Here is a 15,259-nt window from a genome sequence, read left to right as displayed (position 1 = left end):
CTGATGGATCTGCACGACCGCTGCGTCGTCGCCGACACGCACAACGACCTGCTCGACGCGATCGCGCACCGGCCCGTCGAGCGCTGGGTGCCGCACTTCCGCGAGCGCTGGCTGCCGCAGCTGCGGGCGGGCGGGGTGAACCTGCAGGTGCTGCCGGTGTTCGTGGACGACGTGTTCCGGCCGGAGGGGGCGCTGCGTCAGACGTTGCGGATGATCGAGGCCGCACACCGCATCGCCGAGGCGAACCCGGACGCCGTCGCGCTCTGCCACGACGGCACCACCGTCGACGCCGCTCTCGCGGACGACCGCATCGCGCTCGTGCTCGCACTCGAGAGCGCACCGGGTGTCGGTGAGGACGTCGAGCTGCTGGAGACGTTGTTCCGGCTCGGCGTGCGGATCGCGTCGCTCGCGCACTTCGGCCGCACCGCGCTGGCCGACGGCAGCGGTGAGGACGCCACCGGCGGCAGGCTGACCAGGGCGGGCGTCGCGGCGGTGGCCGAGATGGAACGGCTCGGGATGATGTTCGACGTCAGCCACCTGGGCGTGGCCGGTGTCGAGCACGTGCTGGAGCTCGCCACCCGGCCGGTGATCGCCACGCACTCGTCGGCACGGGCGTTGCGCGACCACCACCGCAACCTGAGCGACGACCAGCTCAGGGCCATCGCGGCGAACGGCGGCGTGGTGTGCGTGAACTTCTTCGCGCCGTTCCTGCACGAGACCGACTTCCGCATCGAGCGGCTGGTCGACCACATCGAGCACATCGCGGGCGTGATGGGCATCCGGCACGTGGGCCTGGGACCGGACTTCGTGAAGGAGGTCCTGGAGGACGTCACTCCCCCGTGCTGCGAGGCGCAGTTCATCGAGGGCGTGCCGACCGACCGGTTCCTCCCCGGGCTCGAAGGGCCGGCGGGGCTGCCGCTGGTCACCGAGGCGCTGCAGGAGCGCGGGTGGCCCGACGACGACATCGCGCTGGTGCTCGGCGCGAACGTGCTCGACCTGTTCCGCGCCGAGCTCGGCAAGCCGAACCACTGACGAGGGGATCTGCACCGTGACCACCATCGAGGACCTGTACGGTTTCGCGCTGCCCGAGCAGCCCGCGATCTCCCCCGACGGCAGCGAGGTCGTGTACGTCCTGCGCACCACCGACCGCGAGCGGGACCGCGACCTGCGGTCGCTGTGGCGCGTAGCGGACGGCGAGCCGAGCCGGCTCACCAGGGGCGAGGCCGACGTCGCACCGGCGTTCTCACCCGACGGCGCGCGCATCGCGTTCCTGCGCGCCCAGGACGGTCCCGCCCAGCTGTGGCTGCTGCCCGCGAACGGCGGCGAGCCCGAGCAGCTCACGACCCTGCCGCTCGGTGCGGGGGCACCGGTGTGGAGCCCGGACGGCACGGCGGTCGCGTTCAGCGCACCGGTCGACGAGGGCGACGCGAAGGCACCCGTCGTGGCCGACCGGCTCGACTACAAGGCCGACGGGGCCGGGTTCCTGCGCACGGTCCGCAGCCACCTGCACGTGCTCACGCTCGCCGGCCGCGAGGTCAGGCAGCTCACCAGCGGCGACTGGCACGCAGGCCCGCCCGCGTGGTCACCGGACGGCACGCGGCTCGCCTTCGCGGCGGCCACGGACCGCGACGCCGACCTGACCTTCCGCGCGCCGGTGCACGTCGTGAGCGCCGCCGGTGGTGAGCCGAGGCTCGTCGGGCTCGCCGACGGCCAGGCCGCGACGATCACGTGGTCGCGCGACGGGTCGGCGTTGCTCGTCACCGGCCGCACCACCACCGACACCGGCCACCTCGGCCTGCTGGAGCTGCCGCTGGACGGCGGCGAGCCGCGCGACCTCGCCGCGCCGCTGGACCGCAACGTCATGCCGGGCATGGCCGGCTACCCCGGCGGTCAGCCCGCGCTCACGCCGACCGGTGTGGTGTTCTGCGCCCGCGACCGCGGCTGCACGCAGCTGTACGCGGTCGACGGTGACGACGCGCCCAGACTGCTCGTCGGCGGTGACTCCCGGGTCGTGTCCGGGCTGTCGGTCAGCGGCACCACCGCGGCGGTCGTGCTGAGCAGCGGCACCTCCTACGGCGAGATCGCCACGGTCGACCTGACCACCGGCGAGGTGACCGTCCGCACCGGGCACGACAGCGGCGCCGACCGGTTCGTGCCGCGGGAGCGCGAGTTCACGATCTCCGACGGCACCGTCGTGCACGGCTGGCTCGTCCGCGACCCGGAGCGCACCGGCCCCTCCCCGCTGCTGCTGGACATCCACGGCGGCCCGCACAACGCGTGGAACGGCTCCGCGGACCCGGTGCACCTGTACCACCAGGTGCTGGCCCGGCGCGGGTGGACGGTGCTGCTGCTCAACCCGCGCGGCAGCGACGGCTACGGCGAGGCGTTCTACCAGGCTGCGCTCGGCGCGTGGGGCAAGGCCGACGCGCGCGACTTCCTGGAGCCGCTCGACCAGCTGGTCGCCGACGGCACCGCCGACCCGGCCCGGCTCGCCGTCACCGGCTACAGCTACGGCGGCTACATGACCTGCTACCTGACCAGCCGCGACCACCGCTTCGCCGCCGCGGTCGCCGGTGGCGTGGTCAGCGACCTGACGAGCATGGCGGGCACGTCCGACGCCGGTCACGCGCTCACCGCGCTGGAGCTGGGCGGTGCGGGCGACCACCTCGCCGAGCTGTCCCCGCTGACCCGCGTCGACGACGTCCGCACGCCGACGTTGATCTACCAGGGCGCGAGCGACGACCGGTGCCCGGCCGGGCAGGCCGAGCAGTGGTTCACCGCGTTGCGCCAGAACGACGTCCCGGCCCGGCTGGTGCTCTACCCCGGTGCCTCGCACCTGTTCATCCTCAACGGCACGCCGTCGCACCGCGAGGACTTCAACCGGCGCGTGGTCGACTGGGTGCGCGAGCACACCGGTGAGGGCCGGGCCCTGGACGCGGCGCACTGGCAGCGCAGGCTGTCCGTGCTCGCGAAGAAGCACGGCGTGCCCGGTGCGGCGCTCGGCATCCTGCGCGGCGACGACGTCGCCGAGGCCTGCCACGGCGTGCTGAACACGGCCACCGGGGTCGAGGTCACCCAGGACTCGGTGTTCCAGATCGGCTCGATCGGCAAGGTGTGGACGGCGACCGTGGTGATGCGGCTGGTCGACGAGGGCCTGCTCGACCTCGACACGCTGATCGCCAACGTGCTGCCCGAGCTGAAGCTGGCCGACCCGGTGGTCGCGCAGAAGGTGACCATGCGGCACCTGCTCACGCACACCAGTGGCATCGACGGCGACGTGTTCACCGACACCGGCCGCGGCGACGACTGCCTGCGGCGCTATGTCGAGCAGCTGGTGGAGGCGGGCCAGAACCACCCGCTCGGCGCCACGTTCTCCTACTGCAACAGCGGGTTCTCCCTCGCCGGCCGGGTGGTCGAGAAGCTCACCGGGCAGACGTGGGACGCGGCCATGCGGGAGAAGCTCTTCGGCCCGCTCGGCCTGGACCGCACCGGCACGCTGCCGGAGGAGGCGCTGATGCACCGCGCCGCCGTCGGCCACATCGACGCCGACGGCGAGGCGAAGCCGGCCCCGGTGTGGCAGCTGCCGCGCTCGCTCGGCCCCGCCGGGACGATCTTCTCGACGACCGCGGACGTGCTGGAGTTCGCGAAGATGCACCTCACCGGCGGCGGGTCCGTGCTGGCGGAGGCCACCGCGGCGGCGATGACCGAGAAGCAGACCGACGTGCCCGACCCGAACGCGCTCGGCGACTCGTGGGGCCTGGGCTGGATCCGGTTCGGCTGGGACGGTCACCGGCTCATCGGCCACGACGGCAACACCATCGGCCAGTCGGCGTTCCTGCGCCTGCTGCCCGAGCAGGGCCTCGCCGTCACGCTGCTCACCAACGGCGGCAAGGCCCGCGAGCTCTACCTGGAGCTGTACCGGGAGATCTTCGCCGAGCTGGCCGGTGTCGCGATGCCGCGCCCGCTGGAGCCCGGCGACCCTGTCGAGGTGGACACCGCGCGGTACGTCGGCCGGTACGAACGGGCCTCGGCGCGCCTGGAGGTGTCCGAGGGCGAGAAAGGCCTGCGGCTGGCGATGACGGTCACCGGATCGCTGGCGGGGCTCGTGCCGGACCCGCCGGAGGTCGACCTCGTGCCGATCACCGACGAGCTGTTCGTGTGCCGGGACTCCGAGCAGGACAGCTGGACCTCGGTCGTGTTCTACACGCTGCCCACCGGCGAGCAGTACCTGCACATGGGCGTCCGCGCCACGCCTAAGGTGTCCTGACGTGCTCAAAGACATCGAACGCCTCATCAACTGCGAGTCCCCGTCCACCGACCTCGCCGCCGTCGCCCGCAGCGCGGACGTCACCGCCGAGGTGGGCACGGCCCTGCTCGGCAGCGCCCCCGACCGGATCGTGCTCGACGGCCGCACCCACCTGCGGTGGCGGCTGGGCGGTGGTCCGCGCAAGGTGCTGCTGCTGGGCCACCACGACACGGTGTGGCCCATCGGCACGCTCGACCGCATCCCGTTCTCGGTGCGGGACGGCGTGCTGCGCGGTCCCGGCTGCTTCGACATGAAGACCGGCGTGGTGATGATCTTCCACGCCGTGGCCGCGCTCGACTCCCCCGACGGCGTCACGGTGCTCATCACCGGCGACGAGGAGATCGGCTCGCCGTCCTCCCGCGGCCTCATCGAGACCGAGGCGCGCGAGCACCAGGCCGTGCTCGTCACCGAGGGGTCGGCGGACGGCGGCGCGCTCAAGACCGAGCGCAAGGGCACGTCGATGTACGAGGTGGTGCTGCACGGCCGCGCCGCGCACGCCGGGCTCGAACCTGAGCGCGGTGTCAGCGCGACGATCGAGGCGGCCCACCAGATCCTCGCCGTGGCCGCACTGTCCGATGTAGACTCGGGTACGACCGTGACGCCGACCGTGCTGTCGGCGGGGACGACCACGAACACCGTTGCCGCGCACGGCAGCTTCATGGTGGACGTGCGCGTGCGCGACCTCGACGAGCAGCTGCGCGTGGACGAGGCGATGCGGGCGCTGGAACCGGTGCTCGACGGGGCGGAGGTCGAGGTGACCGGCGGCCCGAACCGCGCGCCGCTGGAGGCCGCGATGTCCGCCGAGCTGTTCGCGCTCGCGTCCCGGCTGGGCGGACCGCTGACCCGGGCCGCGGTCGGCGGTGCCTCCGACGGCAACTTCACCGCGGGCGCAGGCGTGCCGACGCTCGACGGGCTCGGCGCCGTCGGCGGTGGCGCACACGCCGAGAACGAGCACGTGCTGGTGTCCGAGCTGGCGCCGCGCACCGCGTTGCTCTCGGCACTGGTGAGGGAGCTGACCACATGACCGAACCGCTGCTGGCCCAGGACGTCGTGGTCCGCCAGCTCACCGAGCAGTCCGAGCTCGTCGCCACCGAACGGCTCTACGCCGAGATCTGGCGGTCGAGCGGGAACACTCCCCCGGTCACCGCCGAGCTGCTGCGGGCGATGGCCAAGGCGGGCAGCTACGTGGCGGGCGCGTTCGACGGCGACGAGCTCGTCGGCGCGTGCATCGGTTTCTGCTCGCCACCGGCGGCCGGCACGCTGCACAGCCACATCGCCGGTGTCTCGGCCCGGATGCGCGGGCGCAACGTCGGCTACGCGCTCAAGCTCGACCAGCGGGCGTGGGCGCTGGCCCGCGGGCTGACCGCCGTCACCTGGACGTTCGACCCGCTGGTGCGCCGCAACGCCTACTTCAACCTGGGCAAGCTCGGTGCCGACGCGGCCGAGTACCTGCCGGACTTCTACGGCGACATGCGCGACAGCATCAACGGCGGCGTGGAGAGCGACCGGCTGCTGGTGCACTGGCGGGTGACGTCACCGGAGGTCGCCGCGGTGTGCGCGGGCACGCCGCGGGTCGTGGAGGCCAGGGGCGTGGTCGGGCTGGGCATCTCCGCCGACGGCCTGCCGGTGCCCGGCACCACCGGCGGTTCCACCGTGCTGGTCGCGGTGCCGCCGGACGTCGAGGCGCTGCGGGTGGCGAACCCGGACGCGGCGCGGCAGTGGCGGCACGCCGTGCGGGAGGTCCTCGGCGGGCTGCTCGCGGGAGGTGCCCGCGTCACCGGGTTCGACCGGGCCGGGTGGTACGTCGTCGAGAGGAACGAGTCGTCATGAGGCTGTCCGGGGTCGAGCTCCGCTGGGTCGAGATGCCGTTGAAGAGCCCGTTCCGCACGTCGTTCGGCACGCAGACCGTGCGCACGCTGATGCTGCTGCGCGCCGTCACCGACGTGGGCGAGGGCTGGGGCGAGTGCGTGGCGATGGTGGACCCGGTCTACTCGCCCGAGTACACCGAGGGCTGCGCGGACGTGCTGCGGCGGTTCCTGGTGCCGGCGCTGACCGGTGAGGTCGACGCCGTGTCCGTCGGGCCGCGGCTCGCGAAGTTCCGCGGCCACCGGATGGCCAAGGGCGCGCTGGAGATGGCCGTGCTGGACGCCGAGCTGCGCGCGGCCGGCCGGTCGTTCGCCCGCGAGCTGGGGGCGACGCGCGAGTCCGTGCCGTGCGGCGTGTCGGTGGGGATCATGAACTCGATCCCCGAGCTGCTCGACGCCGTCACCGGGTACGTCGAACAGGGGTACGTCCGGATCAAGCTGAAGATCGAGCCGGGCTGGGACGTCGAGCCGGTGCGCGCGGTGCGGGAGCGGTTCGGCGACGTGCTGCTGCAGGTCGACGCGAACACCGCCTACACCCTGGCCGACGCCCGCCACCTCGCGAAGCTCGACCCGTTCGAGCTGCTGCTGATCGAGCAACCGCTGGACGAGGAGGAGATCCTCGCCCACGCCGAGCTCGCCAAGGTGGTGCGGACCCCGATCTGCCTGGACGAGTCGATCACCTCCGCCCGGTCGGCCGCCGACGCGATCACGCTGGGCGCGTGCCAGGTCGTGAACATCAAGCCGGGCCGGGTCGGCGGGTACCTGGAGGCGCGGCGCATCCACGACGTGTGCGCGGCGCACGGCATCGCGGTGTGGTGCGGCGGGATGCTGGAGACCGGCATCGGGCGGGCGGCGAACGTGGCGCTCGCGGCGTTGCCGGGGTGCACGCTGCCCGGTGACACCTCGGCGTCGGACCGGTACTACGCGCTGGACGTCACCGAGCCGTTCGTGCTGCGGGACGGGCACCTGCGGGTGCCCACCGAACCGGGGCTCGGGGTCGAGCCGCTCCAGGAGGTGCTCGACGAGGTGACGGTGAAGACCGAGTGGGTTCCTCTGGCATGAGCGCCGCGCTGATCTGCTCTCCGGTTCCGGGACCGACGTTCCGGAACCGGTGAGCCTCTGGTCATTCCGGTTTTCCGGAACAGTAGGTAGCGTCGTGGTCACACAGCGCGAACTCCTGAAGGAGCGGAATGCGACGCGACGACCACACCAGCGGCGACGGCACCGATCCGACAACACGGACGGGCCGCGGCTTCAGCCGTGCGACGTTCCTGAAGGGGGCCGCCGGCGCACTGCTCGGCGGCGGGCTCGGCGGGCTCGGCGCCGGGACGGCCGGCGCAGCCGGCACCCCGCGTGCCGGTTACCTCAAGGACCTCACGGGCAACGAGACGGCCCGGTTCGGCTTCCGGGGCACCGACCTCGGGTTCACAGCACGGACCAACCACGGTTACTGCATCTCCATCTTCGGCGACACCTTCGACCAGCCGGTGCCGGTCAACGTCACCGGCTGGCGTTCGCCCGTCGGGCTGCGCCAGTCGAACACCGACCTGCAGAACGGCATCCGCTGGGACAACGCCATCGGCGGCTCACGGGCCAAGGAGTTGATCCCCTATCGACACAACGACCCCAACTACGCCAGGAACACGCCGGGGCAGGTCGTCACCGAGATCCCCAACGACCTGATCCACCTGCCCGACGGCCGCTACATCATGAGCACGTTCGGCGTGCGGGACTGGGCGATCCCCGAGCAGGGCGGCATCCCGAGCGCCGGTGGCAGCTGGCGCACCTGGTACTCCCGGCTGTGGACGTCCACCGACACCCACGCGGAGAACTGGACCACCACGTGGAACCTGGAGACCAACCGGGAGAACATGGACTACTGGAACAGCGGCGACATGAGCCTGTTCCAGAACAACACCATGATCATGTGGCCGGGTGAGAACTTCGTCTACATCTACGGGACCAACGAGGGCCGGTGGAACGGCGGTGGCATCCACCTCATGCGGGTGCCGTGGGACAAGATGTGGAACTACAGCCAGTACCGCTTCTGGGGCGTCGACGGCTCCGGTCGCTGGGACTGGCGCCAGTACGGGCCGATCACGCCGATCATCAACGCACCGAGTCGCACCGAGGCCATCGGCGAGTTGTCGGCACAGGTCATCGAGGGTCGGGTCGTGTTGTCGTTCCTCAACGGCGGCCGCGGCGCGGTCACCCAGACGGCGACGTACCCGACAGGCCTGTGGACCGCCCCGAAGACCCAGGTGACCTACGCGCAGGCCCAGAACATCTACGCGCCGATCGTGCATCCGTACTCGACGCTGGCGAACTCCCACATCCTGTTGTCGCAATGGGTCGGATCGGAGTACTACGGCGTCCGCCAGTGGACCGGCAACATGTACGGCACCGTCGCGGCGCGTGGCTCGGTCGGTGACACGCTGGCGGTGACGAAGGACGAGCCCGCCCTTCCCGGGCACGTCGGGCCGGTGTCGCCGCAGTGGCAGGAGCTGCCGCTGGCCGAGCAGATCGCGGTACTCGGTGACAACACCGACGACCGCGTGAGCAGGGCCGACATCGCGGCGGTGACCAGGTCTGCGGCGAGCGCCAACACCGGGGTGTCGGCGGCACGCCACCGAGCGGGGGCGATGGCGCCGACCGACTAGAACACCGGGCCGGCCACGGGCGACACCCGGTTCAACCCTGTCCGGTGCCGGTGCTGGCCGTCATGTCGAGCGTGGCGGCAGGTCGCCTTCACAGGCCGGCCTTGGCCAAGGCAGCCAGCAGCGCCGGCTGGTGGTGCGCGGCGGTGAACTGGTCCAGGCAGTCAGCGAAGTCCAACCCGGCCCGGTGGTGCAGCACCTCGATCTCGGCCAGCACCTCACCGGCCCGCGCGTACCTGGCCTTGTCCGTGCGACGGTCGATCGTGCAGCTCGGCCGCCCGCACCAGGACCGGGATCGCGGCGGCCGGATGCCGGTGTGCGAGCGCACGTGCGATGTGCGCGAGCTGACGGTCGTCGAGGTCGTGTTCCCGCGCCACTCGCCACGCCTGCTCTTCGTCGCCGGCGACGAAGAGCAGGTGGACCAGTGACGTGGCGGCGTCAGCTCCGGACCGCGCCACCTGTTCGCGCAGATGCGCGAAGGCGCGGTTCTTGGCGTACTCCACCGCGTTCAGCGGTTCGGCGGCAGCCAGCAGCGACCGGTACGCTCGTTCCCGGTTCCGGTCGAAGTGGCCGTGGGGCACGCGTTCGAAGATGTTCCAGCGAATCCTGGCCGCGTCCCGGTGCCGGCCGCGCGTCCCGTACAGCTCGGCGAGCAGGTCGTCGGCGTTCTCGTCCCTTTGCCGCAGGCCTTCCAGGCAGGAGATGGCGCGGTCCGTCGCGTACTCCACGGCGTCCAGCGGTTCGGCGACGGCCAGCAGCGCGCGGTAGTGACCCGAATGGGGCAAGCGTTCGAAAATGTCCCAGCGGGCCCTGGCCGCGTCCCGGTACCGGCCGCGCAGCTCGTACAGCCGCGCGAGTTCGTCGTCGCCTTCGTGGCTCCTCCGTGGCACGTCTTCGAGCCAGGCGAGGGCTTCGTCGACCCGGCCGGCGGAACGCAACGCCTTGGCGATCGACACGGCACTGCCGGGGCGTGGGTTCTCGGCGTAGAAAGCGCTCAGGACCTCGACATCCGGTTCGAACGCCAGCAGGAACTGTTCGCGGATGTAGGCGATCACACCGTGCTGGTGCACCGAGTGGTGGTCATAGGGGTCCTCGGGGGCCAGGTTCCGGTGCGCCTGGTCCAACCGCCGCCGGTAGGTGGCCAGCCCGCGCGGACCGAGCGCCTCCACCAGATCGGCGACGTCGAGGAAGTGCGCGGGTTCCTCCGCCTGCAGGTCGAAAGCCCAGACGGCCAGCTCGTCGGGGTCCGCCGGTTCGCGCACGCACGCCTGGACGAGACCCGTGGTCGCCTGCTCCACCGCGTCCGACCACAGGTGGTGGGCCTCGTGGGAGCCGAGGTTCGACCCGTTGCGCGCCAAGCGCCGCACCAGCCGTTGGTACAGCGGCCTGGTGACCGCCGGGTGGCCGATGGTGGCCTCCTCCAAGGTGAGCAGGAGCTTCTCGGCGTCATCGGCCCAGCGGTCCGGGTACGTGGCGTCCGGACGTGTCCTGCTGACCGAGTCCACCGCGGTGAGCAGCGCCTTGGCATCCAGTGGACGTACGACGTCGACAGCCAGCACCGCGACGGCCACGCAGTGCTCGCAGAAGACACCGCCGAGCCCCGCCGGGCAGGAACACTCGCCGGTCAACCGGCCATCGGCGCCGGTCAACCGCACCTGACGGTCACACACGACAGCGACCACCTGACCCGCCAGCACCTGGAACGGGCCGACCTGCTCGCAGAGTTCCTGGCCCAACTCGTAGCGGTCGATGTCCGCATGTGCGAACACGTCATCTTCGGTGAACCAGACCGTGCCGATGGTGCACCAGATCGCGTCTACGGGAAGCCAGACCACTCGCACATCCAACCAGCACGGAGAGCGGCGGGACGTGGATCGGCGGCACCTCCTCACGAGGTTCGGACCGCCTCGCGGGTGGACTTCACCGAGGACTTCTCCCTGGCAGAGCGTGACAGGGGCAAGGTCCGGCACCACGTCCACCTCGGTCACTCGACCGCGGCACTTGCTCGTCGGTGGACACCGCCCGCTCAACGGGCCCCAACTGTTACCAGACCAGAATTCGCAAAGCGTTCATGCAGTCGATCATCACGAGCACGCGAAGATCCTGAATGCTTTCCCCACCTGTTTCAGTATCGCCGCGCGCCTGTTCCACGCTTGCGCTTGACGACCTCATAAATCGTGCAGCCCACAGCGACGAACGGGATGAAGAAAATGCGCCTCGGGAAGTAGTAGGTTCCGTTCGTTTGAGCCGCTACGTAGAATCCGAGGACGATGCAGAAGAGGCCGCTGAACACAGCCAGAGCCCGACTCCTGCCATTCATTCCACGAGCCACCAGCGCGAGGATCAGCACCGTGACCCCGCTCAGAACCGAGAAGACCTCGTACGCGCTCCAGTGCATGACGCCCTCCACGACATCCGTGCAGAAGCCGGCCGACGGAGATGGCTGGCCCCTGTGTGAACCGAGACGATCTCGGGAGCCCGGCGATCACCTGGTGGTGGCCGATGTGACCTCCGCTTCCACCACCTCAGTCTGGGCAGGGCGCCTTGGGCAACGCGTCGGTCGTTCACCCGACAGCCACGACTGCGGGAACTTGTTGCACGGGCGACGGCGACGCCTGACATCGCCCTGCTCGAATGTCACCCGTTCAGGGGGTAGTGCTGTTCCAGGAGTAACACGCCCGCCTCGTTGTCGAAATCAACAACGACGTTGATGGGCGGTCGGGATGCTTGACGGCGAGTTCCAGCGAAGACTTTCGCGCCTCGGGGCCCGGTACGCCGTGCTCGGGAAAGCGGCCTTCATCCTCGTCGTCGCCGGGTTCGGGATGCCTGTGGCGCCTGTCCCCCTGGTGCTGCTGGTCGCCGTCGCGGGCGTCGTGCTGCTGAACGCGGTCCTGCTCCGATGGCCGTGGGCGTGGTGGCCACCGGCCCTCGAAGTCCTGCTGGCGGCACTGGCCTGCCTGACACAGCGGTGGACGGTGCCGGTGGAGGCGTTGACGAACGGTCACAGCTGGGCGCTGGTGTTCGCCTCGTTCGTCGCGGTCGCGATCCAGTGGACCTCACGCCCCGTCGCCGGAATGGTGGTCGCAGCGGGTTTGTCGGCGACGCACGTCATCGGAGCCGCAGTCCTCGGCCCCGCGGCCGTCACCGCCACGCTTCCCCTCGCCGGCTGGATCTGTGTCGAGGCCGCGTTGTCACGACTGCTCTGGTCGCTCGTGAACCGCAGCGCCGCCCAGGCTGACAACGCCGCAGCCCTGGCAGAGCGGGAGCGAACGGAGTCGGCGATCGCCCAGGCCGTCCGGGCCGACGAGCGCCGGGCAGCCGCACTGCTCCACGACACGGCCGCCACCACCTTGCTGATGGTCGCACTCGGCCAGGTCGGCCGGCACGACGAGTGGTTGAGACCCCAACTGCGCGTCGACATCGACGCCATCGATGAACACCCTCCGCACGCGGGCGGCGTCGTGGAACTGGACGACGTCCTGTGCCGCGCCGGATCGGCGTCCAGGCTGCACGTCGAGTTCCACATCGCCCCGGGCCTGGCAGTGCCCGCGGCGTTGGGAGCGACGTTCGCCCACTGCGTCCGCGAGGCGTTGACGAACGTGTCCCGGCACTCCGGAGCTGCTTCCGCCACGGTGCTGGCGCACAAGCGCGGAACAGCGGTGACCGTGGAGGTGATCGATCACGGGCGTGGTTTCGACCCGGCGACGGTCCCGGCATCGCGCCGGGGCATCACGAGCTCGATCATCGGCCGGATGCGGGAGGCGGGCGGCCAGGCATCGGTCATCTCACACCCCGGCCACGGGTCGATCGTGCGGTTGGTTCACGGCCATGGTTGACCTGCCCTCGCCCGCCTTCGCAGCACACGAGGTCCAAGACGAGTTCCTCCGCAAGCTGCGGCTGTCGACCGCGGTGATCGCCAGCGCCGTCCTGCTGCTGCTCAACGCGCCGTCGCTGTTCCCCGCCCTGCGGGACTTCGCCGTCCCCGCTGTCCAGATCGCCGCCTACCTGTACGTGTTCCTCCTCCTCGTCGTCGAATGGCTGCTGGTGCGACGGGGGCGCTCGTGGGCCAAGGCCGGCTGGCCGGTCGCCGCCACCCTCGTCCTCACACACATCGCCGCCACCGCCACCCTCGCCCCGAGCCAGGTGCTCGAACAGGCCGACTGGAGCACCGGAGTGGTCGGGTGGGTCACGCTGTGCGTGCTGTTCGGCCACCCCCTGTCCACACTGCTCCCGGTCCTGCTGGTGGAGCTGGGCATCAGCGCCGCGAGCCTGGTCACCGTGGCTCACGCCGACGAGGACAGGCTTTTCGGCGGCTTGGTGGCGCTCACGGCAATCCTGGCGTTCCAGCTCTGCGTCGGCGCGACGGCCGCAGCCCTGGTCCGCCTCGCCGCAGCCGCCGGCGCTGCCCGCAGGGCACTCGAGGAGACGACAACCGCTCATCGCGTGGCCGTCGGCCTCCACGAGGCGAGGAAGGCCAGGTGCGCGGAGCTGTCCACGTCGGCGCTGCCCCTGCTCGAAGGGCTGCTGAGCCGCGCCCTCGATCCCGCCGATCCCGACGTGCGACGACGATGCGGGATCGAGGCGGCCCGGATGCGGCGGCTGTTCGCGGAGGCCGACGACGCCGAAAACCCGTTGTTGCACGAACTGGACGCGTGCATCGACCTGGCGCAACGACGGGGCATCGAGGTCCACCTGGAGGTCAACGGACCGATTCCCCCGTTGCCACGTTCGGTGCGCCACCTGTTGACCGAGGCACCACTCGTCGTCGTCACCACGGCACGCTCCACCCTCCGCCTGGTGGTGCTCGGGACTCCGGACGCCGTGTCGGTCAGCGCCGTGGGCGACTGCCCTCCCGTCACACCACAGGAGACCAGCGACGACACACAGGTCGTCGTGACGCACCTGGCGACTGCGGAACTGTGCTGGGTGCGCGCGGAGCACAGGATCGTCACGGCAGGTCGTCGAAGCTGACCAGCCCGTCCTCCAGCGCCCGCTTCACCAGCGTCTGCTTGGTCGTCGCGGGACGCCCCAACTCGGCGTACTTGGCCCGGACCCGTTCGATGTAGGTCTCCACCGTCTTATGCGTGATGTGCAGCCTGGCCGCGACGAGGTCCTTGGAGGCGCATTCGAACCAGGCGGTGAGCACCTCGACCTCCCTCGGCGTGAGCCGCGCGCGACCGTCCGGCACCGCGCACACAGCGCCGCTCAGTGACGGCGAGAGGTAGTGGACGCCCTCCGCCGCGGCTCGGAGAGCGGGAACGAGGTGCTCCGGCCCCTCGACCTTCGTCACGTAGGCCAAGGCGCCGAGGTCCAGGCAACGCATCACCGTGGCCGACGCCAAGTGCTGCGAGTAGACGACCACGCGGCGTCCGGCCTTCACCAGCGCCTCCAGCTCGGCGAACGCGGGCGGCTTGCCGCCCAATTGCAGGTCGAACACCACCACATCGGCTTCGGCGCCGCGTCCGGTCCACACCAGCGACAGGTGGTCACCCGCATCCACGACGTCGATCGGCGGATCAGCGGCTTCGCACCACACCGTCACACCCGCCACCACCGCGGGGTGGTCGTCCAGCACGACCACCCGCATGCGCCTGCCGTCCACAACGCCCTCCTCCCGCGAGCCACCACCCACTGTGTCGGACCAGCCGAGCCGAACGTGTCGGGTGAACGACCCACGCGTCACCCACAACGCCTTCCACACCATGGGGGAACGACAAAGGAGGCGCACGATGAAGACGACATTGGCCGTCGTGACGCTTGTGCTCACCGCGGCCTGCAGTCCTACGAACAACGCGACGTCGAAGTTCCACGACTTGCTCGCGCACAAGGGCATCGCACCCCACGACATGACCGAGGCCGAAACGCTGGCCAAGTCCCTCTGCGCCAAGCTCGACCAGGGATACGGGGCCGGCGACCTCATGGCCATGTACGGCGACTTCGGCAACAACATCAACGCAAAACGAGCATTCCTGAACGTCTCGGTGGCCGCGTTCTGCCCGGAGTACGGCAGCCGGTGAAGCTCACGCACCGGACAAGTTCACGCACGAAATTGCGAGTCGATTCCGGCTCCATTCCAAGGAGGAATTCACCATGCAAGCACGACGAGTGGCAGCAATAGCGGCAGGCGCGTTGATCAGCATCACGGGCGCCGTCGTGTCGACATCACCGGCGTCTGCGGCGACCGGCTCGGTGAGCATGCAGGCGGCGTGCGACAACCAGTACCCCGGGCAGGGCCGGGTGGCGAAGATCAGGACCTGGAACGTGCTCGGCTGGAGGTGCGTGACGGGCGTCGTCCCGGTGGCGGACGGGCAGATCGACGTGACGCGACAGTGCCGCACGCAGTACGGCAACCCGAACGCCTACAGCGCCTACAGCGCCTACAGCAACCCTTACAGCTGGTACTGCGTTTACTGACGCGCTGCTGCTCGCGC

14 protein-coding genes are annotated in these 15,259 nt (G+C 70.7%); 10 read left to right on the top strand and 4 right to left on the bottom strand.

Going from position 1 to position 15,259, the window contains the following annotated elements; all coding sequences use genetic code 11:
* Window positions 1-3: 3 nt before the first annotated feature.
* The 6 genes from ACVDFE_RS24430 to ACVDFE_RS24405 all read left to right on the top strand — a co-directional run bounded on the left by ACVDFE_RS24430 (window position 4) and on the right by ACVDFE_RS24405 (window position 8,831).
* On the top strand, window positions 4-1,032 hold the full coding sequence (locus tag ACVDFE_RS24430; RefSeq protein WP_458431994.1) for a dipeptidase: 1,029 nt from the start codon (window positions 4-6) through the stop codon (window positions 1,030-1,032).
* A gap of 16 nt (window positions 1,033-1,048) precedes the next feature.
* Window positions 1,049-4,267: a serine hydrolase gene (locus ACVDFE_RS24425; protein WP_458431993.1), complete on the top strand. Its 3,219-nt coding sequence runs from the start codon at window positions 1,049-1,051 to the stop codon at window positions 4,265-4,267.
* Between the two features lies 1 nt (window position 4,268).
* Window positions 4,269-5,330 carry a M20 family metallopeptidase gene (locus ACVDFE_RS24420; RefSeq protein WP_458431992.1) on the top strand — a complete coding sequence of 354 codons (1,062 nt, stop codon included), beginning with the start codon at window positions 4,269-4,271 and terminating at the stop codon, window positions 5,328-5,330.
* A complete protein-coding gene (locus tag ACVDFE_RS24415; protein ID WP_458431991.1) occupies window positions 5,327-6,136 on the top strand; it encodes a GNAT family N-acetyltransferase in 810 nt (269 codons plus the stop codon). The genes ACVDFE_RS24420 and ACVDFE_RS24415 overlap by 4 nt, the downstream gene beginning before the upstream one ends.
* Window positions 6,133-7,233: an o-succinylbenzoate synthase gene (gene menC, locus ACVDFE_RS24410; RefSeq protein ID WP_458431990.1), complete on the top strand. Its 1,101-nt coding sequence runs from the start codon at window positions 6,133-6,135 to the stop codon at window positions 7,231-7,233. Before ACVDFE_RS24415 ends, menC begins: the two co-directional genes overlap by 4 nt.
* A 128-nt stretch (window positions 7,234-7,361) precedes the next feature.
* Window positions 7,362-8,831, top strand: a complete 1,470-nt coding sequence (locus ACVDFE_RS24405) for a DUF4185 domain-containing protein (protein WP_458431989.1) — start codon at window positions 7,362-7,364, stop codon at window positions 8,829-8,831.
* Between the two features lie 88 nt (window positions 8,832-8,919).
* Here the strand turns inward: ACVDFE_RS24405 and ACVDFE_RS24400 are convergent, their stop codons facing one another.
* From ACVDFE_RS24400 to ACVDFE_RS24390, 3 genes are all read right to left on the bottom strand, one after another.
* On the bottom strand, window positions 8,920-9,045 hold the full coding sequence (locus tag ACVDFE_RS24400) for a hypothetical protein (protein ID WP_458431988.1): 126 nt from the start codon (window positions 9,043-9,045) through the stop codon (window positions 8,920-8,922).
* A gap of 1 nt (window position 9,046) precedes the next feature.
* Window positions 9,047-10,597, bottom strand: a complete 1,551-nt coding sequence (locus ACVDFE_RS24395; RefSeq protein WP_458431987.1) for a tetratricopeptide repeat protein — start codon at window positions 10,595-10,597, stop codon at window positions 9,047-9,049.
* 356 nt (window positions 10,598-10,953) lie between these two features.
* Window positions 10,954-11,226: a hypothetical protein gene (locus ACVDFE_RS24390; RefSeq protein WP_458431986.1), complete on the bottom strand. Its 273-nt coding sequence runs from the start codon at window positions 11,224-11,226 to the stop codon at window positions 10,954-10,956.
* Between the two features lie 430 nt (window positions 11,227-11,656).
* On the opposite strand from ACVDFE_RS24390, the gene ACVDFE_RS24385 reads away from it, so the two are divergent.
* Both ACVDFE_RS24385 and ACVDFE_RS24380 read left to right on the top strand, forming a co-directional pair.
* On the top strand, window positions 11,657-12,664 hold the full coding sequence (locus ACVDFE_RS24385) for a sensor histidine kinase (protein ID WP_458431985.1): 1,008 nt from the start codon (window positions 11,657-11,659) through the stop codon (window positions 12,662-12,664).
* A complete protein-coding gene (locus ACVDFE_RS24380) occupies window positions 12,657-13,799 on the top strand; it encodes a hypothetical protein (RefSeq protein ID WP_458431984.1) in 1,143 nt (380 codons plus the stop codon). Before ACVDFE_RS24385 ends, ACVDFE_RS24380 begins: the two co-directional genes overlap by 8 nt.
* On the opposite strand, the gene ACVDFE_RS24375 is transcribed toward ACVDFE_RS24380, so the two are convergent.
* Window positions 13,777-14,430 carry a response regulator gene (locus ACVDFE_RS24375; RefSeq protein WP_458431983.1) on the bottom strand — a complete coding sequence of 218 codons (654 nt, stop codon included), beginning with the start codon at window positions 14,428-14,430 and terminating at the stop codon, window positions 13,777-13,779. The two genes, ACVDFE_RS24380 and ACVDFE_RS24375, sit on opposite strands and share 23 nt — an antisense overlap.
* A 127-nt stretch (window positions 14,431-14,557) precedes the next feature.
* On the opposite strand from ACVDFE_RS24375, the gene ACVDFE_RS24370 reads away from it, so the two are divergent.
* Together ACVDFE_RS24370 and ACVDFE_RS24365 are read left to right on the top strand one after the other, a co-directional pair.
* Window positions 14,558-14,845, top strand: a complete 288-nt coding sequence (locus tag ACVDFE_RS24370) for a DUF732 domain-containing protein (RefSeq protein ID WP_360388783.1) — start codon at window positions 14,558-14,560, stop codon at window positions 14,843-14,845.
* Between the two features lie 73 nt (window positions 14,846-14,918).
* A complete protein-coding gene (locus ACVDFE_RS24365; RefSeq protein WP_458431982.1) occupies window positions 14,919-15,242 on the top strand; it encodes a hypothetical protein in 324 nt (107 codons plus the stop codon).
* Window positions 15,243-15,259: the final 17 nt, after the last annotated feature.

The organism is Lentzea chajnantorensis (genome assembly GCF_054300775.1).
The sequence above is the reverse complement of the archived record's forward strand: the minus strand, read 5'-3'. Positions and strand labels throughout refer to the sequence as shown.